Annotated in this window: 18 protein-coding genes; 7 read left to right on the plus strand and 11 right to left on the minus strand. The window is 45.9% G+C overall.

Annotated features, from left to right (window positions below; genetic code table 11):
- Window positions 1-228 precede the first annotated feature (228 nt).
- Window positions 229-1,332 carry a cell division protein ZapE gene (gene zapE / locus ATB76_RS07975; protein WP_038866229.1) on the minus strand — a complete coding sequence of 368 codons (1,104 nt, stop codon included), beginning with the start codon at window positions 1,330-1,332 and terminating at the stop codon, window positions 229-231.
- Between the two features lie 197 nt (window positions 1,333-1,529).
- Between zapE and zapG the strand changes: the two genes are divergently transcribed.
- The 3 genes from zapG to degS all read left to right on the plus strand — a co-directional run bounded on the left by zapG (window position 1,530) and on the right by degS (window position 4,788).
- Entirely contained in the window at window positions 1,530-1,973 is a 444-nt protein-coding gene (gene zapG, locus ATB76_RS07980) for a Z-ring associated protein ZapG (protein ID WP_038866227.1), read from the plus strand.
- A 199-nt stretch (window positions 1,974-2,172) separates the two neighbouring features.
- Window positions 2,173-3,540 carry a Do family serine endopeptidase gene (locus tag ATB76_RS07985; RefSeq protein ID WP_038866225.1) on the plus strand — a complete coding sequence of 456 codons (1,368 nt, stop codon included), beginning with the start codon at window positions 2,173-2,175 and terminating at the stop codon, window positions 3,538-3,540.
- A gap of 180 nt (window positions 3,541-3,720) precedes the next feature.
- Window positions 3,721-4,788, plus strand: coding sequence for an outer membrane-stress sensor serine endopeptidase DegS (gene degS, locus ATB76_RS07990; RefSeq protein WP_038866223.1), 1,068 nt, complete (start codon window positions 3,721-3,723; stop codon window positions 4,786-4,788).
- A gap of 38 nt (window positions 4,789-4,826) precedes the next feature.
- On the opposite strand, the gene parC is transcribed toward degS, so the two are convergent.
- The 6 genes from parC to nudF form a co-directional block, all read right to left on the minus strand.
- A complete protein-coding gene (gene parC / locus ATB76_RS07995) occupies window positions 4,827-7,115 on the minus strand; it encodes a DNA topoisomerase IV subunit A (protein WP_038866220.1) in 2,289 nt (762 codons plus the stop codon).
- A gap of 3 nt (window positions 7,116-7,118) precedes the next feature.
- A complete protein-coding gene (gene parE / locus ATB76_RS08000) occupies window positions 7,119-8,999 on the minus strand; it encodes a DNA topoisomerase IV subunit B (RefSeq protein WP_038866219.1) in 1,881 nt (626 codons plus the stop codon).
- Between the two features lie 247 nt (window positions 9,000-9,246).
- Entirely contained in the window at window positions 9,247-9,831 is a 585-nt protein-coding gene (gene yqiA / locus ATB76_RS08005; RefSeq protein ID WP_038866218.1) for an esterase YqiA, read from the minus strand.
- A gap of 57 nt (window positions 9,832-9,888) precedes the next feature.
- On the minus strand, window positions 9,889-10,695 hold the full coding sequence (cpdA, locus tag ATB76_RS08010; RefSeq protein ID WP_038866216.1) for a 3',5'-cyclic-AMP phosphodiesterase: 807 nt from the start codon (window positions 10,693-10,695) through the stop codon (window positions 9,889-9,891).
- 61 nt (window positions 10,696-10,756) lie between these two features.
- Window positions 10,757-11,200 (minus strand): DUF1249 family protein, encoded by a 444-nt coding sequence (locus tag ATB76_RS08015; RefSeq protein ID WP_038866212.1) that lies wholly within the window; start codon window positions 11,198-11,200, stop codon window positions 10,757-10,759.
- A gap of 3 nt (window positions 11,201-11,203) precedes the next feature.
- Window positions 11,204-11,851, minus strand: a complete 648-nt coding sequence (gene nudF / locus ATB76_RS08020; protein WP_038866210.1) for an ADP-ribose diphosphatase — start codon at window positions 11,849-11,851, stop codon at window positions 11,204-11,206.
- Between the two features lie 229 nt (window positions 11,852-12,080).
- Here nudF and tolC point away from each other — a divergent pair, with 229 nt between their 5' ends.
- Window positions 12,081-13,403 carry an outer membrane channel protein TolC gene (gene tolC / locus ATB76_RS08025; RefSeq protein WP_038866209.1) on the plus strand — a complete coding sequence of 441 codons (1,323 nt, stop codon included), beginning with the start codon at window positions 12,081-12,083 and terminating at the stop codon, window positions 13,401-13,403.
- A gap of 310 nt (window positions 13,404-13,713) precedes the next feature.
- Here the strand turns inward: tolC and hldE are convergent, their stop codons facing one another.
- The 3 genes from hldE to ATB76_RS08040 all read right to left on the minus strand — a co-directional run bounded on the left by hldE (window position 13,714) and on the right by ATB76_RS08040 (window position 19,440).
- A complete protein-coding gene (gene hldE / locus ATB76_RS08030) occupies window positions 13,714-15,144 on the minus strand; it encodes a bifunctional D-glycero-beta-D-manno-heptose-7-phosphate kinase/D-glycero-beta-D-manno-heptose 1-phosphate adenylyltransferase HldE (RefSeq protein WP_061035023.1) in 1,431 nt (476 codons plus the stop codon).
- Window positions 15,145-15,221: 77 nt separating this feature from the next.
- Window positions 15,222-18,065: a bifunctional [glutamate--ammonia ligase]-adenylyl-L-tyrosine phosphorylase/[glutamate--ammonia-ligase] adenylyltransferase gene (gene glnE, locus ATB76_RS08035; RefSeq protein WP_061035024.1), complete on the minus strand. Its 2,844-nt coding sequence runs from the start codon at window positions 18,063-18,065 to the stop codon at window positions 15,222-15,224.
- Window positions 18,066-18,183: 118 nt separating this feature from the next.
- Window positions 18,184-19,440: a methyl-accepting chemotaxis protein gene (locus tag ATB76_RS08040; protein WP_038866204.1), complete on the minus strand. Its 1,257-nt coding sequence runs from the start codon at window positions 19,438-19,440 to the stop codon at window positions 18,184-18,186.
- A 42-nt stretch (window positions 19,441-19,482) separates the two neighbouring features.
- Here ATB76_RS08040 and ATB76_RS08045 point away from each other — a divergent pair, with 42 nt between their 5' ends.
- Window positions 19,483-20,301, plus strand: coding sequence for a potassium channel family protein (locus tag ATB76_RS08045; RefSeq protein ID WP_039974721.1), 819 nt, complete (start codon window positions 19,483-19,485; stop codon window positions 20,299-20,301).
- 32 nt (window positions 20,302-20,333) lie between these two features.
- Here ATB76_RS08045 and ATB76_RS08050 read toward each other — a convergent pair whose 3' ends face one another.
- Entirely contained in the window at window positions 20,334-21,866 is a 1,533-nt protein-coding gene (locus ATB76_RS08050) for an inorganic triphosphatase (protein WP_045422070.1), read from the minus strand.
- Window positions 21,867-22,071: 205 nt separating this feature from the next.
- Here ATB76_RS08050 and ATB76_RS08055 point away from each other — a divergent pair, with 205 nt between their 5' ends.
- Complete coding sequence (locus tag ATB76_RS08055; protein WP_038866436.1) at window positions 22,072-22,752, plus strand: TIGR00153 family protein; 681 nt, start codon at window positions 22,072-22,074, stop codon at window positions 22,750-22,752.
- Window positions 22,753-22,882: 130 nt separating this feature from the next.
- Window positions 22,883-24,142, plus strand: a complete 1,260-nt coding sequence (locus ATB76_RS08060; RefSeq protein WP_038866198.1) for an inorganic phosphate transporter — start codon at window positions 22,883-22,885, stop codon at window positions 24,140-24,142.
- Window positions 24,143-24,248: the final 106 nt, after the last annotated feature.

The raw sequence follows: 24,248 nt of genomic DNA on the forward strand, positions 1-24,248 counted from the left end.
TTAAACTTTAAAGGAACACAGTATTGTGTTCCCACACTGTCTAAGAGCCCAGTCATCACCCCTTCGAGTCGTTGGTTCTCTCGACCTTCTATGCCGAAATAACTTCGATATTCAGGTCTGCAGTAACGGTGGGTCGCAGGATTATAGAGAAGAGCGAAGAAAAAATCACCTTTTTTTGCGCCAAATCACTAATTTTTTCTTCACTTTTTTAAGATGAGTTGCTGTTTTTTACGCCAGATGCTCTCTCGCTAGGTATTCGCGACTCTGCATCTCAGTTAATCGAGACAAACAACGCTTAAACTCAAATTCCAGTAGCCCATCGCTATAAAGCGCCTCCATCGCCACTTCGGCGGAAATGATTAATTTCACGTTTCTCTCGTAAAACTCATCGACTAACGCAATAAAGCGCCTTGCTGCATCATCGACTTTACGGTCCATCTGCATCACGTCCGCAAGCAATACGGTGTGGTAGATTCGAGACAGCTCAATGTAATCATTTTGGCTACGCGGAGTTTGGCACAACTGAGCAAAAGAAGCATGCAACACACCATCACTGGCCTCAATCACTGCAACCTCGCGATGATTCACTTCAATCGTATTCGTTGCGGCTTTTCTTTCCCCAATCAGCTGTTGGTAGTATTGATTAAGGTTAACGGACGCTTGCTCATCAAGTGGGTAATGGTAAATCTCAGCTTGCTCTAGGGTTCTTAAACGGTAGTCCACACCACTATCGACATTGAGCACATCACAACGCTCTAAGATCATGGCAATTGCAGGCATGAAACGTGCGCGTTGCAAACCATTGCGATATAGATTTTGAGGTTCAATATTCGAGGTCGCGACCAAAATCATTTGACGTTTAAACATCTCTTGAAGCAACGTCGCTAAGATCATTGCATCGGTAATGTCTGAAACGAAAAACTCATCAAAACAAACAATATCTGATTCTTTCTTAAACAAGTCTGCCACTTTAGAAAGCGGATTTTCTACATCACCTAAACGCCTTAATTCATCATGTACTCGGTACATAAAGCGATGAAAATGCACCCTCATTTTCCTTTCTGTTGGTAAGGCGTCAAAAAAGGCATCCATAAGGTAAGTTTTACCGCGCCCTACACCTCCCCAAAAGTACAGTCCTTTAGGAGGTTCTGGCATTTCGACTTTTTTACCTAGTAACTTTTGCCAAGTGCTAAGCTGAGGAATAGGTGCTGACTGAAAGTCGGCGATGGCATGGTAAAGTTCATCTAAAGCGACGACCGCGCTATATTGCGCTTCATCACGTTGGAATCCATGCTTGGCTATGTCTTGTTGGTATCGTTTTAATGGTGTCATGGCACTGGGTCGTATCAGAGGTACAGAGAAATTTTGTCACCTCGGGGTCAGTATTAGGAATAGAGAGATGTGGATATCAGTCCCCGAAGACATACCGCTATTTTTCTTTATCGGCTGTTCAAGCCATAGTAACATGGACAAGCACCGCGTGTAACTAAGTAGTAAAAGACTTGTTAAAACAACTATAAGGAGCAGTTATGCCTTGGATTTATGCCATTGTGGGTTTGCTGGTCGGTACAATCGTAGGCGTAGTCATTAGTAGACTAACCACCCCCGAATACAAAAAACAAAAGTCTGTGCAAAAAGAGCTAGAAGCAGCCAAATTTGAACTAGAGCAACAACGTCAAGAGCTGGTCGATCACTTTGCACAAACCGCAGAAATGTTGGATACGCTAGGTAAAGATTACACTAAGCTGTACCAACATATGGCAAAGACTTCATCAGAACTCTTGCCAAACTTGCCTGAGCAAGACAACCCATTCGACAAGAAAACGGCGATGTCTTCAGAGCAAATTGAAGAGCAACCATCTGAAGTCAATGAACAACCAAAAGACTATGCCAACGGCGCAACCGGCCTTTTGAAAGATAAAGAAAAAGAGATCATCGACGCACCTGAAGCCGTCACAGCGAAAGCCTCTTAACCTTCTCTCTTCTTCCTATTGGGTCAATACATATTCATTTCTTATCAATTTGTGTTGACCCTTTTTGAACTTTTCTTAAGCAACTCATCTCTAACTTGCAGTGACCTGCCACCCCGTTTCGATTATCCAGACCAATACTTAAACACATAATGGTTAGGATATTTCTTTTTGGCAGACTGGTTTCAAGAGGAGTTATTGGATGAAAAAACCGTTGCTTGCGTTAACCGTTCTATCTTTAAGCTTAAGTTCAATCATCACCCCAATCTCAGCTACGGCAGCACTTCCTTTAAGTGTTGATGGTGAGCAATTACCAAGCCTTGCACCTATGCTAGAAAAAGTGACCCCTGCGGTCGTCAGCATTGCGGTAGAGGGCAAACAGGTGCAAACCAGCCGTATTCCAGAACAGTTTCAGTTTTTCTTTGGCCCTGAATTTCCAACAGAACAAACTCGAGAACGTCCATTCCGAGGGTTGGGCTCAGGCGTGATCATTGACGCGAAGAAAGGTCAGATAGTAACAAACTACCACGTAATCAAAGGCGCAGATGATATTAGAGTTCGCCTTTACGATGGTAGAGAGTACGACGCAGAATTGGTTGGCGGTGACGAAATGTCGGACATTGCCTTGCTTAAATTAGAAAAGGCGAAAGACCTAACTCAAATTAAAGTGGCAGATTCAGACGCATTGCGTGTGGGTGATTTTACCGTGGCAATTGGTAACCCATTTGGTCTAGGACAAACGGTCACTTCTGGTATTGTTTCTGCACTTGGCCGAAGCGGCTTAAACGTGGAGAACTTTGAGAACTTCATTCAAACCGATGCGGCTATCAATAGCGGTAACTCTGGCGGCGCATTAGTGAACCTCAATGGCGAACTGATTGGTATTAATACCGCAATCTTAGGCCCAAATGGCGGTAATGTTGGTATCGGCTTTGCCATTCCATCCAACATGATGCAAAACCTAACGGATCAAATTCTAGAGTTTGGTGAAGTGAAACGCGGTATGTTGGGCGTTCAGGGTGGTGAAGTCACTTCAGAATTGGCAGAAGCACTAGGTTACGAGTCAAGCAAAGGCGCTTTTGTTAGTCAAGTGGTCCCAGACAGTGCCGCTGATAAAGCAGGCTTGAAAGCCGGAGACGTGATTGTTTCCGTCAATGGTAAATCGATTGATACCTTCTCTGAACTTCGCGCCAAAGTTGCAACACTAGGTGCTGGCAAAAAAATTGAACTTGGTGTGATTCGTGACGGTAAGAGCAAGAGTTTTGATGTCACTTTAGGCGAGTCTACCAATATCAAAGCGAAGGCTGAAACGTTGCATGAGGGCTTAAAAGGTGCCGAGTTAAGTAACACGACACCAAACGATAAGATTCAAGGGGTCAAGGTGACCAGCGTGGTCGAGAACTCACCTGCAGCACAGTACCAACTTGAGCAAGACGATATCATCATTGGTGTGAATCGCAAACGCGTGAAGAACTTAGCGGAGCTACGCGCCATCGTTGAGAAGCACAAAGGCGTGTTAGCAATCAATGTTCAACGTGGAGACCGCACGGTTTACTTAGTTATTCGATAATCCATCAACAAGAGCGATGAGTGCTTCTCCGTTTTATTCGGGAACACTCCTATACTTTACCTTGTATGTCATGGTTTTTTAAAAGGGCAAGGCGATCACGTCTTGCCCTTTTGTTATTTTTCAATGTAGTGCTATCCTTCTCTTTTCTATCCCAATCGGGCGCCCAATCATGGAGAGGTTATGCTTAGCTTTTTGTTACGTTCTGTCTTTTTAGGCTTAGCAACTGCCGTCATAGTGTTGCTCGCAGTCCCTTCTTTGCGTAGCAATGTCATTCCTGACGCCCTCGTTGATACACAACCGAGTAATATCGCCTCACTTGAAGTGTCTTTTAATCAAGCCGTGAGAAAAGCCGCACCTGCCGTAGTAAATATCTACAGCCGCAAATACGTTGAAAATGACCGCAGCAAGCTTTCTACACAAGGCTTGGGTTCCGGCGTGATCGTAAGTGAGAAAGGCTACATCATCACGAACTATCATGTAGTGGCGCAAGCAGACCAAATTGTTGTCGCACTTCAAGATGGCCGAGTGGCAGCCGCACAGTTGGTGGGGACTGACAAACGCACAGATATCGCGATTTTGCGTGTCGAAGGCTCTAACCTACCGGTTATCCCTCTGAACTCTGAATATAAGCCTCAGGTGGGCGATGTTGTACTGGCTATTGGTAACCCTTACAACTTGGGACAAACCACAACATTCGGCATTATCTCTGCGACAGGTCGTTCATCAATCAGTGATGGTCGACAAGCCTTTATTCAGACCGATGCAGCAATCAACGAGGGTAACTCCGGAGGTGCATTGGTGAACACCCAAGGTGAACTGGTCGGTATCAATACCGCGTCATTCCAACAAGCGACAGACCTTGAAACCTACGGTATCTCGTTTGCCATTCCGGCACCGCTCGCCAACAAGATCATGCAGAAGATCATCGCAGATGGCCGAGTAATCCGTGGCTATATCGGTATTGATGGCCAAGATATTAACGCCGTGACCGCTCGTCTATTGGGCAATGAACACATTGGTGGCATTGTCGTACTTGGCATTGATCCAAATGGCCCTGCAAGTGCTGCTGGCTTTGAGAAACAAGACATCATCATCAGTATCAATGGCACCAAAGTTCAAGGGCGACAAAGCGTTATGGACATTGTCACTGACTTGCGACCAGGAACGTCAGTCGACGTTGGGATTATCCGCAAGGGTAAAGAGATGAACGTAAAAGTCACCATCGCCGAAGACAAACAAGAAGCATAAAAAAATCCCAGCCATTGGCTGGGATTTTTGTTTGTGTGTTACTCGCTATCACTTGGCTCTTCTGAAGTGTCTGAGGCTCCCCCCATATCCACTTCAATACGCGTTACGCGCTGCAAGCCTCTCGGCAATAAGCTACCTCGGCGGCCACGTTCACCACGGAAGTTTTCTAAGTCCGCTGGTTTCAATCCCAACTTGCGCTTACCGGCATACAACGTCAGAGAAGCACCTTGTGGCAATGCCATCAAGTGAGACAGAACCTCTTCGCGCTCTTTAGCTTTCGCCGCTGGAATATTGATGATCTTGTTGCCTTTACCTTTCGCCAGTTGCGGCAGGTCTTTAATCGGGAACAACAGCATACGACCTTGGTTGGTGATTGCTAAGATCTCATCCGAATCCAGATCCGCAATCGTCTTCGGTGTCATCACTTCAGAGTTAGCAGGAAGTGTCACGAGTGCCTTACCACTGCGGTTCTTAGACAGTAGCTCAGAGCCTTTACATACAAAGCCGTAACCCGCGTCAGAGCCCACCAGCCATAGCTGCTCATCTTCACCCATGATCACTTGGCGAATACTGCTACCAGCCGTGATGTTCAGGCGGCCAGTAATCGGCTCACCTTGGCTTCGCGCTGATGGTAGTGAGTGTGACTCTAATGAGTAGCTTCGGCCATCGCTACCGAAGAACACCGCTTGTTGGTTGCTCTTACCGCGAGCATGCGCAAGGTAGTTATCACCAGATTTATAGCTTAAGCCTTCTGCATCAACATCGTGGCCTTTCGCATGGCGAATCCAGCCTTTCTCTGAAAGCACCACTGTGATTGGCTCACTTGGTACTAGGTCACGCTCAGTCAACGCTTTTGCTTCTGCACGCTCAACCAATGGAGAGCGACGGTCATCACCGTATTTCTCTGCGTCCGCTTTAATCTCTTTCTTCAGTAGTGTGTTCAGACGACGCTCAGAACCAAGCAGCTGTTCTAGCTTCTCGCGTTCTTTTTCTAGCTCGTCTTGTTCACCACGAATCTTCATCTCTTCTAGTTTTGCTAGATGACGAAGTTTAGTATCTAGAATCGCATCCGCTTGGATATCAGTAATACCAAAGCGTTCCATCAAGACCGCTTTTGGGTCGTCTTCAGTACGAATGATCTCAATCACTTCATCTAGATTTAGGTAAGCAACCAACAAACCTTCCAAGATGTGTAAACGAGCCATCACTTTGTCTAGGCGATATTGTAGACGACGACGAACAGTAGTACGACGGAACTCAATCCACTCAGACAGAATTTGTACCAGACCTTTCACTTGAGGACGGTTATCGAGACCGATCATGTTCAAGTTAACGCGGAAGCTGCGCTCAAGATCCGTTGAAGCGAATAAGTGATTCATCAACAAATCACAGTCAACGCGGTTTGACTTAGGCACAACGACGATTCGCGTTGGGTTCTCGTGATCCGATTCGTCACGAAGGTCATCTACCATTGGTAGCTTCTTCGCACGCATTTGGTTCGCGATTTGTTCTAGTAACTTCGCACCCGATACTTGGTGTGGCAGAGAAGTAATGACGATATCAGAACCTTCTTTGTGCCATACCGCACGCATCTTGATACTACCGCGGCCGTTACGGTAAATCTTCTCGATATCTGCTTGTGGTGAAGTAATTTCTGCTTCCGTTGGGTAATCTGGACCTTTCACAAACTGCATCACATCAGGCAGTTCAGCTTTCGGGTTGTCGATTAAGTGGATGGTTGCATCTGCTACTTCACGAACATTGTGAGGCGGAATATCCGTCGCCATACCAACCGCGATACCAGTTACACCGTTTAGCAGGATATGAGGCAGACGCGCAGGCAACATTTGTGGCTCTTTCATCGTGCCATCAAAGTTTGGTTGCCATTCAACCGTGCCTTGACCTAACTCGCCTAGTAGAACTTCAGCAAACTTGGACAGTTTTGCTTCGGTATAACGCATTGCAGCGAATGATTTCGGGTCATCTGGCGCACCCCAGTTACCCTGACCATCTACCAATGGGTAACGGTAAGAGAACGGCTGTGCCATGAGTACCATCGCTTCGTAACATGCAGAGTCACCGTGCGGATGGTATTTACCCAGTACGTCACCAACGGTACGTGCTGATTTTTTGTATTTCGCTGATGCCGAAAGACCAAGCTCTGACATTGCGTAAATGATGCGTCGTTGAACCGGTTTTAGACCATCGCCAATGTATGGCAATGCGCGATCCATGATTACGTACATCGAGTAGTTCAGATAAGCGTCTTCAGTGAACTTGCGCATTGGCAACTGTTCAACGCCATCATAAGTAATTTCTGTAGACATCCGTTAAACCTCTGCCATATCGCCATTGCTTTGTAGCCAAGTGCGACGGTCATCTGCTCGTTTTTTACCAAGCAACATGTCCATCATTTCCATGGTCGCCGCAGAATCATCGATGGTTAACTGAACCAGACGTCGCGTATTTGGATCCATGGTTGTTTCGCGCAACTGAAGTGGGTTCATCTCACCCAGACCTTTGAATCGTTGCACGTTGATTTTGGCTTTCTTCTTCGACAAGCGCTCTAATACGCCATCTTTTTCGTCATCATCGAGGGCATAGAAAACTTCTTTGCCGCAGTCGATACGATACAGAGGCGGCATCGCAACGTAGATGTGACCAGCTTCAACCAGAGCACGGAAGTGACGAGTAAACAGAGCACATAGAAGGGTTGCAATGTGAAGACCATCCGAGTCCGCATCGGCAAGGATACAGATCTTACCGTAGCGAAGGCTGTCTAGGTTGTCGCTGTCTGGGTCGATACCCAAAGCTACCGAGATGTCATGAACTTCTTGAGAAGCCAAAACTTGGTCTGCAGAGACTTCCCAAGTGTTTAGGATCTTACCACGCAGTGGCATCACCGCTTGGAACTCACGATCACGAGCTTGTTTGGCAGAACCGCCCGCCGAGTCACCCTCTACAAAGAAGATTTCTGTGCGGTTTAAGTCTTGTACTGAACAATCCGTTAGCTTACCAGGCAGTGCAGGACCAGATGCTACCTTCTTACGTACAACCTTTTTGCTCGCACGCATACGACGATGCGCGTTCGCGATACAAACTTCAGCAAGTTGCTCTGCAAGTTGTGGTTTTTCGTTCAACCAAAGGCTGAATGAATCTTTCACTACACCGGATACAAACGCAGCGGTTTGACGAGAAGACAAACGCTCTTTAGTCTGACCGGCAAACTGTGGATCTTGAATCTTAACCGACAGGACGTATGAACAACGGTCGAAGACATCATCGCCAGTTAGTTTTACGCCACGAGGCAACAAGTTACGGAATTCACAGAACTCACGCATTGCATCAAGCAAACCTTGGCGAAGGCCGTTTACGTGTGTACCACCTTGTGCCGTCGGGATAAGGTTCACGTAACTCTCGGTGATCATCTCGCCGCCTTCTGGCTGCCAGATCACGGCCCAATTTGCTGCTTCTGTTTCGGCTGAGAATTCACCAGTAAATGGTTCTTCTGGCAGAACGGTATAACCTTTCACACCTTCCGCTAGATAGTCTTTCAAACCATCTTCGTAGAACCATTTGTAGTCTTTGTTGTTTACTTTATCTGTGAAAGTAATTTCTAGGCCAGGACAAAGTACTGCTTTCGCACGCAGGTTATTCACCAGACGAGTTACTGAGAAGTTTGCAGAATCAAAGTACTTAGCATCTGGCCAGAAGTGCACACTGGTACCACGGTTACGACGACCACATGTGCCGACAACCGTCAGGTCAGAAACTTTATCACCGTGTTCAAAAGCAATCTCATACACTTGACCGTCACGACGTACGGTCACTTCCACACGCTTAGACAGCGCGTTTACAACAGAGATACCTACACCGTGCAAACCACCAGAGAATTGATAGTTCTTGTTAGAGAATTTACCACCTGCGTGAAGCTTACATAGGATCAGTTCAACACCTGAAACCTTCTCTTCTGGGTGGATATCAACAGGCATGCCTCGACCATCATCGATCACTTCTAGTGATTGGTCAGCATGTAGGATGACTTGTACTTTTGAGGCATGTCCGGCTAGCGCTTCATCGACACTGTTATCGATAACTTCTTGGCCCAAGTGGTTTGGGCGCGCTGTATCCGTATACATCCCTGGTCGGCGACGTACTGGCTCTAAGCCATTCAGTACTTCAATGGCACCAGCATTATATTGTTCAGTCATAATACGGAATTGTTCTCAAAGTTTACTTGTAACCCGAGCCTCACCGATGGGTGAGCGATACTCGAGAAACGAAAAAGCTACCCCGTCAGCACCCTTCTCATTGATCGGTCATGCATAACAAAGTAGTCAGGGCTTTACACCCCTAAGATCTTTTCGGCAAAACATAGTCGGAAAGCATACCCGCTATGTCAAGAAACGGTTGGATATATCAATAAAAACTATGAGCCTATTCCAATCGCTCTAGAAATCACAAATTTAAGAATTTAATGATTTGAGCAGGATAACGCTCAAAGCCAATAAAACTGTGATCACCGCCTTCTTCTACGGTTTTCTTAGCATCGGTAAATTTCTCTACCGCTTGGCGATAATCCAGAACCTCATCTTCTGTTTGCTGTAACAGCCAGAAGGATTGAGGCGACGCGATGCTTTTTACATCAAGAGCTTTCAGCTCGTCAATATGACAAGCTTCAAGTGTATAGGTTTCGTGCGTGTATGGGTTAGTTTGCTCCCCCAAATAGTCAACCAACAGCTCATAAGGCTTCACCGCGGGGTTAACCACGACCGCACGAAAACCAAATTGCGCGTTCAACCACGTAGACATGTAGCCACCCAGAGAGCTGCCCACTAAACCAATGTTATAGTCACCTTTATATTGCTCAACAATGTCTAATAGACATTGAGCGGCAAGTTGTGGAAAGCATGGCAATTGAGGCACAACAACTTTAATGTCTGGGCGCTGCTGTTCACAGTACTCTTTCATCAAATTCGCCTTCATTGAAAGTGGCGAACTGTTAAAACCATGGATATACAGTAGTAGCGCCGGTTTGCTCATAAAAGCCTCACAGAAGAAAAAGTAAGCCCGAACATAAAGTTCGGGCGTGATATTTGGTTAGTAGCCGTTTGAGGTAAAGTCTGGCTGAAACTGCCCATCCGTCAGGCGATTAACCTCAGTAGAAATGTCACCACTTGGGTGAAGTTCTAATTCTCGCCACCCTGGGCACTCTGTGTCTAACGCAAAGTCATCGGAGTTCGGCTTAAACTGCACACAGGTTGAAGGCGTTGCCATCACTCGAATACCATTATAAAGAACATTCATGTCTTGGTGCACATGACCACATAAAATGCCCTTTACGTTCTCAAAACGGTCTACAACTTGCCAAAATGCCTCAGCATCCTTCAGTGTATGCTGGTCAAGCCAAGCACTACCAACTAACAACGGGTGATGGTGCAATAACACAAGTGTGTGTCGGTCTGGGTAGTCAGACAACTTTTCTTCTAATAGGGAAAGTTGCTGATCACTTAAACGCCCATGAGGCACGCCCACAACTTGTGAATCTAGCAAGATCAACTGCCAATGTTCACCTAGCAAAAGGTGCTCAACAGATTGAATTTGAGGTGATGGTAGAACCGTCCCCATGTTTGGTTTGAAGTCGTGATTGCCAGGCAACCAAAAACACGCTTTCTCCAGCGGCGCAATACCCTCGGCAAAACGCTGGTAAGACTCGGCACTGTGATCTTGTGAAATATCACCCGTCGCCAAGATGTATTCAAACTGCACTTGACGATGAAGAACTTCTTTCACCACGGCTTCAAAGCTGTCGGCGGTTCTTACGCTCAGCAAACTGCCCTCATCTGCGGCAAACAGATGAGTATCCGTGATTTGTATAAGCTTTATGCTGTCACTAGATGATTGCAAAATGAAAACCTGATTCGTCCACTATTTAATTTTTTGTTATTTTCCCTTAGTGACGTGACAATCAATTGAAGGCAAGTGGCGATCGACTAATGCCACTTCGTAAACAGAACGTCAGCCATTCACCAAGGAACGTATTAAGTTGATGTTTTTCATCTTTCTGCATCAACTGGTCGTTGGGATAATCATATTTAGCTTTGATGCGAGAGAACTCTCCGCTTGAGCATACTTCAGCAACTCTTGCATCGTGATAAAGCCTGACAGACATCGTCGGTAAAGGAAACACCGGCATCTCATCACTCTGACATATCTCAACAACTGTGGTGTATTTTGTGATTTCATTCACGGTCAGTTGGTAAACCATGCTCGCTGCTTGATAACAACGAATATCACCAACTTCGGCAGAAGCAGGCAGCAAAGCATTGAGCTTAGCGTAGTTGGTCTCATAAGTTCTCATCAGACCCGCTAAGTCAACATGGTATCGCTGTTTTACCGCTACTTGTGCCATTACTTATTCTCCACCGATTGGGGAAACTCCCCATTGTGATTTCAATTCTTGATGGTTAAGTTGTAACCATTGCAATGCAATGATAGAAGCACCATTTTCGAATTTTCCATCCTTCACCCATTGATACGCCGTTTCGCGGCTCAGTACATGAACACGAATATCTTCATTCTCATAGTCTAAACCATGAATGCCATGCGCTTTAGTTGCATCCACTTCTCCAATGAACACATCTAATTTTTCCGAGCAACCACCAGAAGAAGGGTAATAAGAAGTAACCGAGGTGACGCGTCCCACTTGGATCCCTGCTTCCTCTTCTGCTTCTCGACGAATCACTTCTTCAGCGGACTCATCACGGTCTATCATTCCTGCAACAATTTCGAATTGCCAAGGAGATGAATGTTCCAATGCCCCAACTCGGATCTGTTCAATGATCACAACTTGATCAGTCACAGGATCATACGGGAGCATGGCCGCAGCATGACCACGTTCGAACATTTCTCGTTCGACAATCCCACTCCAACCACCAGCAAATAACCTATGCTTAAAACGGTATTTCACCATTTTAAAGAAACCTTTAAACACGGTTTCCTTTGAGATTATTTCCACATCTTGGGGAGTAAAATCATTTTGTTGCTTGTCACACTGTTGCATTCAACACCTCTCTGAGTGAATCTTGTAGTTTACTCATTGTTATTCGCTTGCTCAAAGGACTTGGCTCAACTTTTTGTACAATAGTTATAAATTATTTTAAGCCTTTCTCAAAAATTTATTGCACAGGTGGATAATTACGTGTAAAAAAGTGCAAAGTTTAGAGTAAATATCGTCCAAATTGAGTTAAACTACTGAGAATTAACCAATCTATTGACCGCGGGAATGGAAAATGAAAAAACTGCTTCCACTATTTATCAGTGCAGCGCTAGGCAGTATGAGCACAGCAGCATGGGCAGACTCCCTTGCTGAAATTTATGACTTAGCAAAACAAAATGACCCACAATTGCTCAGCGTAGCAGCGCAGCGTGATCAAGCTTTTGAAGCAATCAACTCTAGCCGCAGTGCCCTACTACCACAAATCAACTTAACCGCGGGTTATGACATTACACGTGGCGACAGAGATCAAGACTTAGGTAGTAAAGTATCGACGGACCAAAACGTCTTATCTGCTGGCGTTGGCTTTACACAAGAGCTGTACAACCGCGCGTCTTGGATTACCCTAGACACTGCAGAGAAAACGGCACGTCAATCAGATGCAACTTATGCAGCAACGCAACAAGGTTTGATCCTTCGCGTTTCTCAAGCTTACTTTGAAGTACTGCGTGCACAAGACAACCTAGTGTTTGTCCGTGCAGAGAAAGCCGCGGTTGGTCGCCAACTAGAGCAAACTAAACAACGTTTTGAAGTTGGCCTATCGGCAATTACTGACGTACATGATGCACAAGCACAATTTGATGCAGTATTGGCTGATGAAGTTCTAGCAGAAAACGATCTTATCAACAGCTACGAGTCACTACGCGAAATTACAGGCCAAGAACACAAAAACCTAAATGTTCTTGATACTGCTCGTTTCTCTGCAAGTCGTCCAAGCACACCAGCTGAAACACTAGTAGAAGAAGCAAAAACAACCAACCTAAGCCTTTTATCAGCACGTATTTCACAAGACATTGCGCGTGACAATATTTCGCTAGCAAGTTCTGGTCACCTACCAACGCTATCTCTGGACGGTGGTTACAACTACGCTGATACTGCGGAAAGCATTAACGATAATACAGCTGATGGCTTCAATGTTGGTGTAAACCTAGCCGTGCCACTTTACACAGGTGGTCGTACAACATCTGAAGTGAAACAAGCGGAATACAGCTACGTTGCTGCTAGTGAAAACCTAGAAGCTGAATACCGTAGTGTTGTGAAAGAAGTGCGAGCACAAAACAACAACATTAACGCCTCTATTGGCGCACTAAAAGCGTACGAACAATCTGTGGTTTCTGCACAGTCTGCACTTGAAGCAACAGAAGCTGGTTTCGATGTTGGTACTCGTACTATCGTTGACGTGCTAGACGCAACTCGTCGTCTTTACGATGCAAACAAAAACCTTTCAGATGCACGTTACAACTACATTCTTGCAGGTCTTCAGCTACGCCAAGCAGTTGGTACGCTAAGTGAGCAAGACATCCTAGATGTAGACGCGGGCCTTAAGCCAGCAAAATAAACGTCTAAGTAACACAAAAAACGCCAGTTGATTTCAACTGGCGTTTTTTTTGGGCTAAGTAACCAAGCCAAGTGCGCTCTAGGCCCCTTCCCCTTCTAAGGGGAGGATTAGGAAGGGATTGCTTCTCGATCTAATTGACGACACTGGTTTTCAATCAGACCGAGTATTCCCCCCCCCTCTAACTCCCCCTTGAAAAGAGGGAGGTCTGGAATACGTTTGTGGTTAGATGCACTCCTCCAAAAACAACAAAGGCCGCTCGAAAGCGACCTTTAACAATCAATTTGTAGTAATCAGTTTGGCGAGCAAGGTATTAACCCTTACCACCTTTGATAGCGTTGATGATCTCGCTGGTTGAACAACCATCTTCAAAGTTCAGTACACGAACTTCACCGCCTGCAGCGATCACTTCTTTACCACCCGCGATCTCTTCTGGTTTGTAATCACCACCTTTCACCAATAAGCTAGGCAGCACTTCTGAGATCAAACGCTGTGGTGTGTCTTCACTGAACGGTACAACCCAATCAACCGCGCCAAGACCCGCCAAGACTGCCATACGACGATCTGTTGGGTTCACTGGACGACCTGGGCCTTTCAAGCGTTTCACTGAGTCATCAGTATTCACTGCAACGATTAGGCGGTCACCTAACTCAGCAGCATGATTTAGGTAAGAAACATGACCTGCGTGTAGAATATCGAAACAACCATTGGTCATCACCACCTTCTCGCCTTTTGCACGTGCTTTCTTCACGGCTTCAATCAGCGCTTGCTCTGAAATCACGCCGTAGTCTGTATCTTGACTGCCGTGAATAGCTTCAGCCAATTCAATCTCAGATAGTGTTGATGTACCTAATTTACCAACCACAACACCTGCGGCTGCGTTTGCTAGTGCACAAGCTTCTTCAAACGATTTACCAGCGGCTACCGATGCTGCTAATACAGAAATAACCGTATCACCCGCACCTGTTACGTCATACACTTCTTTCGCTTGTGTCGGTAGGTGGAATGGCTCTGCACCACGGCGAATCAATGTCATGCCGTTTTCGCTGCGTGTCACCAACAGAGCTTCAAATTCGAACTCTTCAACTAAAGCTAGCGCTTTTTCTACTAACTCTTGGTCAGATTTCACTTTGCCTACAACGTCTTCAAACTCTTTCATGTTTGGAGTCAGAAGGGTTGCGCCACGGTAGCGTTCGAAATCCGCCCCTTTAGGGTCAATAAATACAGGAATGTTTACTGCGCGTGCTTTTTGGATGTACGCCTGTACATGCTCAAGCGAACCTTTTGCGTAGTCAGACATGATGACCGCTTTCACGCTTGGTAGCGCGGCTTCCATGCGAGACAATACAGGCTCTGCATCTGTGTTCTCGAACTTGTCTTCAAAATCCAAACGAATCAACTGTTGACCACGGCTCATGACTCGCAGTTTGGTAATCGTTGGGTATTCAGGAAGCGCCACAAAGTCGCATTTTACTTTTAGCGAGTTCAGGGTTTCAGTCAGCACTTTCGCTGGCTCATCCATACCCGTTAGACCAACAATGTGAGCGTGACCGCCAAGTGAAGCAATATTCATTGCGACGTTCGCAGCACCACCTGGACGCTCTTCATTGTTTTCTACTTTCACAACAGGTACTGGCGCTTCAGGAGAAATACGTCCAGTCGGGCCATACCAGTAACGATCTAGCATGACATCGCCGATGATAAGCACACCAGCGCTGTTGTAATCAGGTAGAATTGGTTTCATTATTGGTCTCCAAAAATTAAATCGTGGTGAGTTTAACACAGCCTTTTTCTAGGCTGAACCTTGCACATGACTTCTGCTTAGGCAAACCATTGATTCCATGCTTGCTTCACCCACTCGCGCTCCGCAACAAACTTATCTTCCGCCACATCAGCATCCAAATTAAGTAAGTTACGGCGATGAATCTCATCACGCATCGATGTGTATGCGCGAGTTAACTGCATCGCTTGATTTTCTTCCATAACACCCTGAGCAATCAAGGTTTCAAAAATTCTTACGTTATCGCACCAACGTATTAGTTTAGGCTTACTGTGACTGTAGTTGAGCACAAGGTATTGAGCGAGAAATTCAACGTCGGTAATACCGCCCTTATCCTGCTTAAGCATAAAGCGCTCAGACTTTTTCCCGCCAAGGTGATCACGCATTTTTTCCCGCATATCGACCACCTGCTTCTTCAGCGTATCTTGGTCACGCGATTTACACAGCACATCATGGCGCGTGTTATGGAAAGCTATCGCTAATGGTTCGTCACCATAAATCATGCGAGCACGTACTAACGCCTGATGTTCCCAAGTCCACGCATCTTGATGTTGATAATCGTCAAATGCATCGGTCGGGCTTACCAGTAATCCTGATGCACCAGAAGGACGTAAGCGAGTATCCACTTCGTACAGAATGCCTGATGCAGTGCGGGTCGAGAAAATATGAATGATGCGCTGTGCCAAACGAAGGTAAAACTGACGACCGTCGATTTCTTTCTTACCATCGGTATACACATTCACCGGACAATCGTGCATAAACACAATGTCGAGATCTGAGTTGTAGCCCAATTCCCAACCACCAACTTTCCCATAACCAATCACAGCAAAACCTTTACCTTCACGATCTTTTACGTGTGTTGGTTCACCATACTTTTCCGACACTTGTAGCCAAGCTTGGTTCACTACGGCTTCTACGATGGCTTCAGCTAAGTAAGTTAAGTGGTCACTTACTTTCATCACTGGTAACACTCCAGCAATGTCTGCTGCAGCAATGCGGAGGATGCAAATCTGCTTGAACTGACGCAACGCCTCCATTTGCTGTTCCATATCATCCTCTGGAATACGAGCAAGGAAGTCGCGCAGCTCCGTTCGGTAGCTGTCGAGTGGGATTGGGTTATAAAGGTGCTGAGGGTCGATCAGCTCATCAAGCAGTATTGGGTAACGCGATAGCTGCTCGGAAATCATCGGACTTGCAGTACACAGACGCACCAATTGCACCAATGCGGCTGGGTGCTCATCCAGCAATTCTAAATACGTAGTGCGCGTGCAAATGTTATGCAGCAAATGCAGAACTCGTGGCAGACCAAACTGTGCATCAGGATGGGCGAACACCGCATCGAAGACTTTCGGCATTAACTTAGTTAAGACTTCACGCCCACGTGGGCCAAGCGTTTTTTTCGCTAAGTCTGCCTTAAATTGCATGATGGTTTTAGCAAGCGCTTCCGAGTTCTCCGTTTTGATGTCTTCTTGCAACACGTGTTCAAGCACATCTTGCTTGGTCGCCATGTCCCAAAGTTCATGGAAATGACGTGCGATGGTTTCCGTCTCGTCCTCTTCGTCATCACCAATTAAGTTCTCAAACACCTTATGTACGTTAGCCATATGCTGTTGAGTTTGAGCCATTAAATCATCCCAAGCATCAAATCGCATCGCAATGGCCAGTTTTAGGCGTTCATCATCGCAATCAGGCAAGGTTTGGGTTTGTTTATCGGCCATCGCTTGCAGCAAGTTTTCCAGCTTACGTAAGTATTTATAGGCCGTTTCTAAATTCTCGACTTCTGATGGGGTTAACTGGCCTAATTCACCAATGGCATTCAAGGTTTCTAGTAAACCACGACCTCGCAAAGAAGGCTCTCGACCACCACGAATTAACTGGAATACTTGAGCAATAAACTCAATTTCACGAATGCCACCAGCGCCTAATTTAATGTTGTTACTCAAACCACGGCGACGTACTTCACTGCTGATCATCGATTTCATTCGACGCAGAGATTGAATCGCACTGAAGTCGATATAACGGCGGAACACAAATGGGCGCAGCATCTGGCGCAATTCTTGGTATTGCGGATACATTTCGCTGCCCATGACGCGTGCTTTGATCATCGCGTAACGTTCCCAATCGCGCCCTTGCTCTTGATAATAATCTTCGAGAGCTGCGTAGCTCATGACCAAGGGGCCACTTTCACCAAACGGACGTAGACGCATGTCAACGCGGTAACAGAAACCATCAAAGGTTTGTTGGTCGAGCGCTTTAATGATGCGTTGACCCAAACGGGTAAAGAACTGTGCATTGGCAATACTACGACGCGCACCTTGCGTCTCACCATTTTCTGGATAGGTGAAGATCAAGTCTATATCGGAAGAAAAGTTCAGCTCGCCACCACCCAACTTACCCATACCGATGATCAGCATAGGTTGCGCTTCGCCTTCGGCATTGGTTGGGGTTCCCCACTCATTGCAACAAATCTTATATTGCCATTGGTAGGTCTCGAAGATCATCGCTTCTGCCAATTGTGATAAGTGACTAAGTGACTCTTCTAGCGTCCAAGTGTGGGTGAAGTCTTTCCACGCAATGTAGACCATTTCACGGTTGCGAAATTGGCGCAGCACACGGTGTCCAGCCATTTCATCTTGGCATTCCACCAGAAGCTCTGCGAGGCGTGTACGATAAGCTTGTTGTCGACTGCTTTCTGCCAGCATGCTTGGCAAGTTTTGTGCGAGTGTCTCATCACGATGAATCGCTTCGGTTATGAACTTACTTAACCCAGACACAAAACGAAACTGCTCAGCAATCTCGGTTGGCCATTGTTGAACGTATCCCGCTTGCTCGGCGTTTTGAACCGCAGAATCCGCGACAGAAATCAGTGACGAAGGCAGCTGCATTTTTCTTCCTTGTGTGAAAAGCACTGTGATTAGGTGTTATCACTTATTTATACCAGAGTTAGCACAAATAAAAACGCCCACAAAAGGTTTGTGGGCGTTTTATCAAAGCTTGTTAGACTTAGACTTGGAAGGATTTAATCTTCTCATCTAACTCTTCGGCATTACTTTGCATCATTTCAGACGTTTCAAGCAACTCCGTCACAACAACAACAGATGCTTCCACCAACTCACGAACGTTAGTGAGGTTTTGGCTCATTTCTTCTGCGACGCTACTTTGTTGACCTGAAGCCGTCGCAATCTGGAAGTTCATGTCGTTGATTTGTGTCACTTGACCAACGATGCCATCCAGTTCAGAGCCTGCATTGGACACCAACTCAACTCCTTCAGCTGCTTCAACCACGCTCTTTTCCATCAATTCGACGGCAGATTCAGCACTCGATTGAAGCTGTGTGATCATTTCTTGAATTTCAACGGTCGCTTGTTGTGTACGCTGGGCAAGGTTACGAACCTCATCCGCAACCACGGCAAAACCTCGACCTGCTTCACCTGCACGTGCCGCTTCAATCGCTGCGTTCAACGCAAGTAGGTTAGTTTGCTCTGAGATACCTTGAATGGTCCCTACTACACTACCAATCGCTTCTACGCGTTCTTCTACTTGGTTAACGGCACTTGCCGAAGACGCGATATCAGAAGAGAGTTCACTCATTTTAGACACGGTTTTTTGCAAGAACTGCTGGCCAGTCACCGCTTGAGTTGAAGCTTGCTCGGTTAAAGTTGACGCTGTTTGCGCATGTTCAGCTACAGTTTGTACGGTTGAAGACATCTCGCTCATGGCCGTCGCAAGCTGGTCGATTTCATTAAACTCTTCTTGTGCTGACTCTTTCGTCTCGGACATGCTCAATGTCATCACCTCTGTGAGAGTAGAAAGCTCTTCCGAAGAGTTGATTTGCATTTGAATGACATCATGCAGTTGGCGACGAGTGGTCTCAAGTTCACGAGCCACATCGCCGTATTCGTCTTTACAATCCATTCCAAAAGGAACAGAAAGGTTCTTACTTGCCATTAATTTGATGGCTTCATTAAGGTATTGCGTCTGACGCAACATCACGCGCGCAGCGGCCAGCAGTAGTACCACAAACACCACAATTAAGATCGCTGTTTGCCAAGCAACTTGAGTGAGATACGCTTCATAATGCTGCTGGGCAACTTGTTCGTTCTGAGTTGCCGCTAGTAATGAATCGTAGAATGTGCTCGCATCCCACAGTTGCTTCGCCACAATTAGGATGGTGCTAAATACCATCAACATGACCATTTTCGGAACGAGCTTGATGTCGGATATCACCCTTTCCCACGGCTTAAATGCCAGCTTTTCCATTGTCAGTTCTCCACCGAGTCTTATATAGTCTTACTTATACTTATGCGCGCACTTAACATTGCCTGCGCGATTTATTTCGAGCTTCGTATGAAAAACCATGATATCAAAGACAGCACCAAACCGATGGGGCTGCTATCACTAATATTGTCCTTTATGGCACTATTTGTGATCTCTGGCCTGTTGTTTTTCCCGCTTGATAACGAAACCCGTCAAGTTCTTATCGGTCTGGATTTTATAATCTGTAGTATTTTTCTATTACAGCTCACCATAGATTTGATCCGGGCCACAGATCGCAGGTCATTTCTTAAGCATCACTGGATCGATTTTGTGGCGAGTATCCCAATGGTTGAGCCTTTACGCTTCGCTCGACTGTTTCACATCTTGCGTGTCATTTTGGTCTTACGCTCTTCAAAGTTCATTCTTTTACAGCTCAAGCAAAACCGCCGAGAAACCACTCTAGCCTCTATCTTATTGCTAATGGTGGTTCTGATAACTCTTGGTTCCAGTGCCATGTTGTTTATTGAAGGACAAAGTCCTGAAGCAAACATCCAAACGGGAACAGATGCATTGTGGTGGGCATTTGTGACCATCTCAACAGTTGGTTATGGTGACCATTATCCGGTGACGACAGGCGGTAAACTCCTGGCTGTACTGGTCATCATCTGTGGTGTCGGTATCTTCGGTATGATTTCTGGCTTGATTACATCGATTCTGACTGCGCCAACCAGACAGCAAGATCATCGCTCCAAAAATAAAGAAAAGCTGTTAGAGCAGGTGCTAGACAGACAAGAACAGATTTTGAACCGGCTACAAGTGATTGAAGAAGAGCTTCAAGAACAAAAGCAGCAGACAAAAAAATAGGACCCTAAGGTCCTATTTTTTCTTGTTTGATCTTACTCTTGCCAGTAGGGCTCAACTTCCACGCTGATGGCTCGCGTCTGATCCATCGCGTGCAAAATAGAACGCTCTTGACGATGTAACCAACGTTCCAGTTGCTCTTGCTCTTCCCCTTCCAACATACCAACCAATGGCAGTAGATGGTTCAACATCAACAAGTCATCAATACCATGCACTAAATCAGCCCATGGCAGTCGGAAACTATTACGTTCTTCCGAATCGTACAAACTCGCAAAGCCAATACCCGTATAGAGATTTCGCAATAGGCGGTAACGTTGATCAACGTATTCTTGTCCTGACAGCTGACGCTCCGCTGGGAACGCTTCCATCAGCTCCGCCCAAGTGCGATCCAATTGCGTGACAGAAAACGGCTGGATATTCGCAGACATTTTTTCACGAGCTTTGTCGTCTAAGAAAGGTTGCCAACCACGAGTGAGAATCCAACGGCTCAAATCCAATAGCAGACCGGTGTAACGTGCCGAACTGAGGAGTTGAAGGGTCTCTTCACGACCAGGTAGCTCTTCTAGTTGCTGCGTCAACTCAGAAACTAAGAACTTACGAGCATCCAGTTTACGTAACACATTACCTTTATCATCTAAAAGCTCTTCTAAATGCGCGTGCTCGTCTAGCCACTCTAGCTCTTCTTCCAACCATTTTAGTTCTTGGCGTAAAATCGCACTGGCTCGACGCGGCACCATACCACCAAAGATAGTCAGAGTCTGACGAATAAAACGAATTGAATTACCAATTTCGCGCAGAGCCTCAACACTGTCTCTTTCAGTAAAAATTTGCTCATGGTAATGCCAATGAGAAAGCGCATGCTCTAACGAGTTAATAAAGCAGTACTCTACGGTATCTGTCTTACTACTATCGACTAAAGACAAAGGCTTCACTTCATCCCCTGCATAGCCACTCGCCAAGCGGTAACCTTTTGCGGCTTTGCTCAGGTTACCCAAGCGCATACCGCCGGCTTCACATAGACTACGAGCAAGAGTAAACAGTGCATCGGTTTGACCTGATTTCAGTTCCAGTTCAACTTCGCAAATAGGATCTTGTTTCTCTTCCCCTTCGGCATCAACAGCAATTACAGCACCTTGGTCAAAAGCCACTTCGATTTGACTGCCATCAGGCATACCAATCAGCCACTGCTCACGAGTGAAGTTGGTAGAGAATAGAGGGGTCAATTCTGATTGCAGCGTCGCAACGTCTTTACCTACTGGCCAAATGTCAGAAGGGTGAAGCGTGAGTTCTGGCTCATTACTGGTGTGCTCAGCATTGTATTCTGGTCTTTGATGAAGGCCCGCTACAACGCGTCCTGCTGTTTTTACAGTTTGGACAAAAACGTCATCAAAACGGCGAATTCTTAAACCAATGTCGTGCTGTCTTAACCATTTATCAGCGGTATCAAAATAGGTGTTACCCAAGTCACGACAACTGTGCTGAAGTACTTTTGTTTCAGAAATTTTTGCTCTTAAAGTTTCTGAAAATTCAGGAGAAACAAAAAACTTCAGTTCTATCTCGGTTTCCATAGCTATACCTTTCAAAGCAGATAGAAACAGGATATTGCCTAATTTCTCACACGGCAAGAAAGAAATATCACCGGAATGATGATCTAAAACAGTTTTAAAGAGTGATTTAATGCGTTACCATGCGCGCCTTTATAGCCATCGTTCAACATTTCGCCAAGAAATGGTGTATGTTTTTTTAAGGTTATAGCTATTAGGTTGAATGACCATGCCAGTAAATACAATTATGGGGTTATTTGCAAAGTCCCCAATTAAGCCTTTGCAACGCCACGTTGTCTGTGTCAACGAATGTTGTTCACACTTGGTTAAGTTCTTTGAAGTGTCTTCAAAGGGTGACTGGGAAAAAGCAGCAGAAATTCGCGCTCAAATTTCTCACCTAGAGAAAGAAGCAGACGTTCTGAAACGTGAAATCCGTCTAAAACTGCCTCGCGGTTTGTTCATGCCAGTCGATCGTACTGACATGCTTGAGCTTCTGACTCAACAGGACAAACTTGCTAACCTGGCAAAAGACATTGCTGGCCGTGTATATGGCCGTCAACTTGTCATTCCAGAGGCTCTCCAATCAAATTTCCTCGCTTACGTTCAACGATGTCTTGATGCGGCTGACCAGGCGCAAAAAGTGATCAATGAACTTGATGAACTTCTTGAAACTGGCTTTAAAGGCCGTGAAGTAACGCTAGTTGCTGAAATGATTAATCAACTAGATGTTATCGAAGATGACACCGATGCCATGCAGATTGAATTACGCCAACAATTGATGGCGATTGAACCTGACATGAACCCTATCGACGTCATGTTCTTGTACAAGATTCTTGAATGGGTAGGTGGTATTGCCGACCAAGCGCAGCGCGTAGGTGCTCGTTTGGAAGTCATGCTATCTCGATCTTAAATCATAAGTTAACGACATAACGAAGAGCATTACGAATGCAAGTCAGATGGACGATGACGAGATTCACCGTCTTATGGGCTGATGCGCGCTAAATTTTGCTCCGCTTGTTATAAAACAACTAGGTATTACGATGGATATCCTCGCTAACTACGGCACTGTCCTGATTATTGTTGCAGCAGCTTTCGGTTTCTTGATGGCTATTGGTATTGGTGCGAATGACGTTGCGAACGCAATGGGCACCTCAGTCGGCTCGAAAGCACTAACCGTTAAACAAGCGATCATTATCGCAATGATCTTTGAATTTGCGGGTGCATACCTTGCAGGTGGTGAAGTTACCGATACGATCCGTAAAGGTGTTATCGAAACCTCTCTATTCGCACATCAACCTGATGTTCTTGTATTTGGCATGATGTCTGCGCTTCTAGCGGCTGGTACATGGCTACTACTTGCGTCATACATGGGCTGGCCTGTTTCTACGACCCACTCGATCATCGGTGCAATCATCGGTTTCGCATGTGTGTCTGTAGGTACTGAAGCGGTTGACTGGGCAAGTGTTCAAGGCATTGTTGGCAGCTGGATTATTACGCCGGTTATCTCAGGTTTCTTTGCTTACGTTATCTTTGTCAGTGCCCAACGCCTGATTTTTGATACTGAGAACCCACTATTCAACGCAAAACGTTTCGTTCCAGTTTACATGTTCATCACGACAATGGTGATTGCACTTGTAACCATCAAAAAAGGCCTGAAACACGTTGGCCTTCACCTAAGTAACGGTGAAGCATGGATGTGGGCAGCGGTAATCTCAGCAGCAGTAATGGCTGGCGGTTACTTCTACATTCAGAAGAAATTCGCTAACCGTGAAGAAGACCACGGCTTCGCAGGTGTTGAAGGTATCTTCTCTGTACTGATGGTTATCACTGCGTGTGCGATGGCATTTGCACACGGTTCTAACGACGTAGCGAACGCGATCGGTCCACTGTCTGCGGTTGTTTCAACGGTTGAGCACATGGGTGAAATCACAGGTAAGAGCACCATCGCATGGTGGATTCTTCCTCTAGGTGGTTTTGGTATCGTCGTTGGTCTTGCGACACTTGGTCACAAAGTAATGGCAACCGTTGGTACAGGCATCACTGAACTAACACCAAGCCGTGGTTTTGCAGCGCAGCTTGCTACAGCATGTACGGTTGTTCTAGCGTCAGGTACTGGTTTACCTATTTCAACGACTCAGACACTGGTTGGTGCGGTTCTAGGTGTTGGTTTCGCTCGCGGTATCGCAGCACTAAACCTAGGCGTAGTACGTAACATCGTAGCTTCATGGATTGTTACCCTACCAGCAGGCGCACTATTGGCAGTCGTATTCTTCTACGGCATCCAAGCGATGTTCTCGTAAGACAGACCGTCAATAGATTGTAAGCGCTTTGTCATTATTGACTCAAACGCACAGAAAGGGAGGCTTTGCCTCCCTTCTTTGTTGCACCGAAGTTTGAAACTGCATA

It is taken from the genome of Vibrio sp. MOR3, assembly GCF_001557775.1.
GTDB classification, from domain to species: domain Bacteria; phylum Pseudomonadota; class Gammaproteobacteria; order Enterobacterales; family Vibrionaceae; genus Vibrio; species Vibrio jasicida.

Bases quoted from the DNA above. Each gene is read 5' to 3' on its own strand.
- zapE (WP_038866229.1), bottom strand. From the start codon at position 1,332: ATGACACCATTAAAACGATACCAACAAGACATAGCCAAGCATGGATTC.
- zapG (WP_038866227.1), top strand. From the start codon at position 1,530: ATGCCTTGGATTTATGCCATTGTGGGTTTGCTGGTCGGTACAATCGTA.
- ATB76_RS07985 (WP_038866225.1), top strand. From the start codon at position 2,173: ATGAAAAAACCGTTGCTTGCGTTAACCGTTCTATCTTTAAGCTTAAGT.
- degS (WP_038866223.1), top strand. From the start codon at position 3,721: ATGCTTAGCTTTTTGTTACGTTCTGTCTTTTTAGGCTTAGCAACTGCC.
- parC (WP_038866220.1), bottom strand. From the start codon at position 7,115: ATGTCTACAGAAATTACTTATGATGGCGTTGAACAGTTGCCAATGCGC.
- parE (WP_038866219.1), bottom strand. From the start codon at position 8,999: ATGACTGAACAATATAATGCTGGTGCCATTGAAGTACTGAATGGCTTA.
- yqiA (WP_038866218.1), bottom strand. From the start codon at position 9,831: ATGAGCAAACCGGCGCTACTACTGTATATCCATGGTTTTAACAGTTCG.
- ATB76_RS08015 (WP_038866212.1), bottom strand. From the start codon at position 11,200: ATGGCACAAGTAGCGGTAAAACAGCGATACCATGTTGACTTAGCGGGT.
- nudF (WP_038866210.1), bottom strand. From the start codon at position 11,851: ATGCAACAGTGTGACAAGCAACAAAATGATTTTACTCCCCAAGATGTG.
- tolC (WP_038866209.1), top strand. From the start codon at position 12,081: ATGAAAAAACTGCTTCCACTATTTATCAGTGCAGCGCTAGGCAGTATG.
- hldE (WP_061035023.1), bottom strand. From the start codon at position 15,144: ATGAAACCAATTCTACCTGATTACAACAGCGCTGGTGTGCTTATCATC.
- glnE (WP_061035024.1), bottom strand. From the start codon at position 18,065: ATGCAGCTGCCTTCGTCACTGATTTCTGTCGCGGATTCTGCGGTTCAA.
- ATB76_RS08040 (WP_038866204.1), bottom strand. From the start codon at position 19,440: ATGGAAAAGCTGGCATTTAAGCCGTGGGAAAGGGTGATATCCGACATC.
- ATB76_RS08045 (WP_039974721.1), top strand. From the start codon at position 19,483: ATGCGCGCACTTAACATTGCCTGCGCGATTTATTTCGAGCTTCGTATG.
- ATB76_RS08050 (WP_045422070.1), bottom strand. From the start codon at position 21,866: ATGGAAACCGAGATAGAACTGAAGTTTTTTGTTTCTCCTGAATTTTCA.
- ATB76_RS08055 (WP_038866436.1), top strand. From the start codon at position 22,072: ATGCCAGTAAATACAATTATGGGGTTATTTGCAAAGTCCCCAATTAAG.
- ATB76_RS08060 (WP_038866198.1), top strand. From the start codon at position 22,883: ATGGATATCCTCGCTAACTACGGCACTGTCCTGATTATTGTTGCAGCA.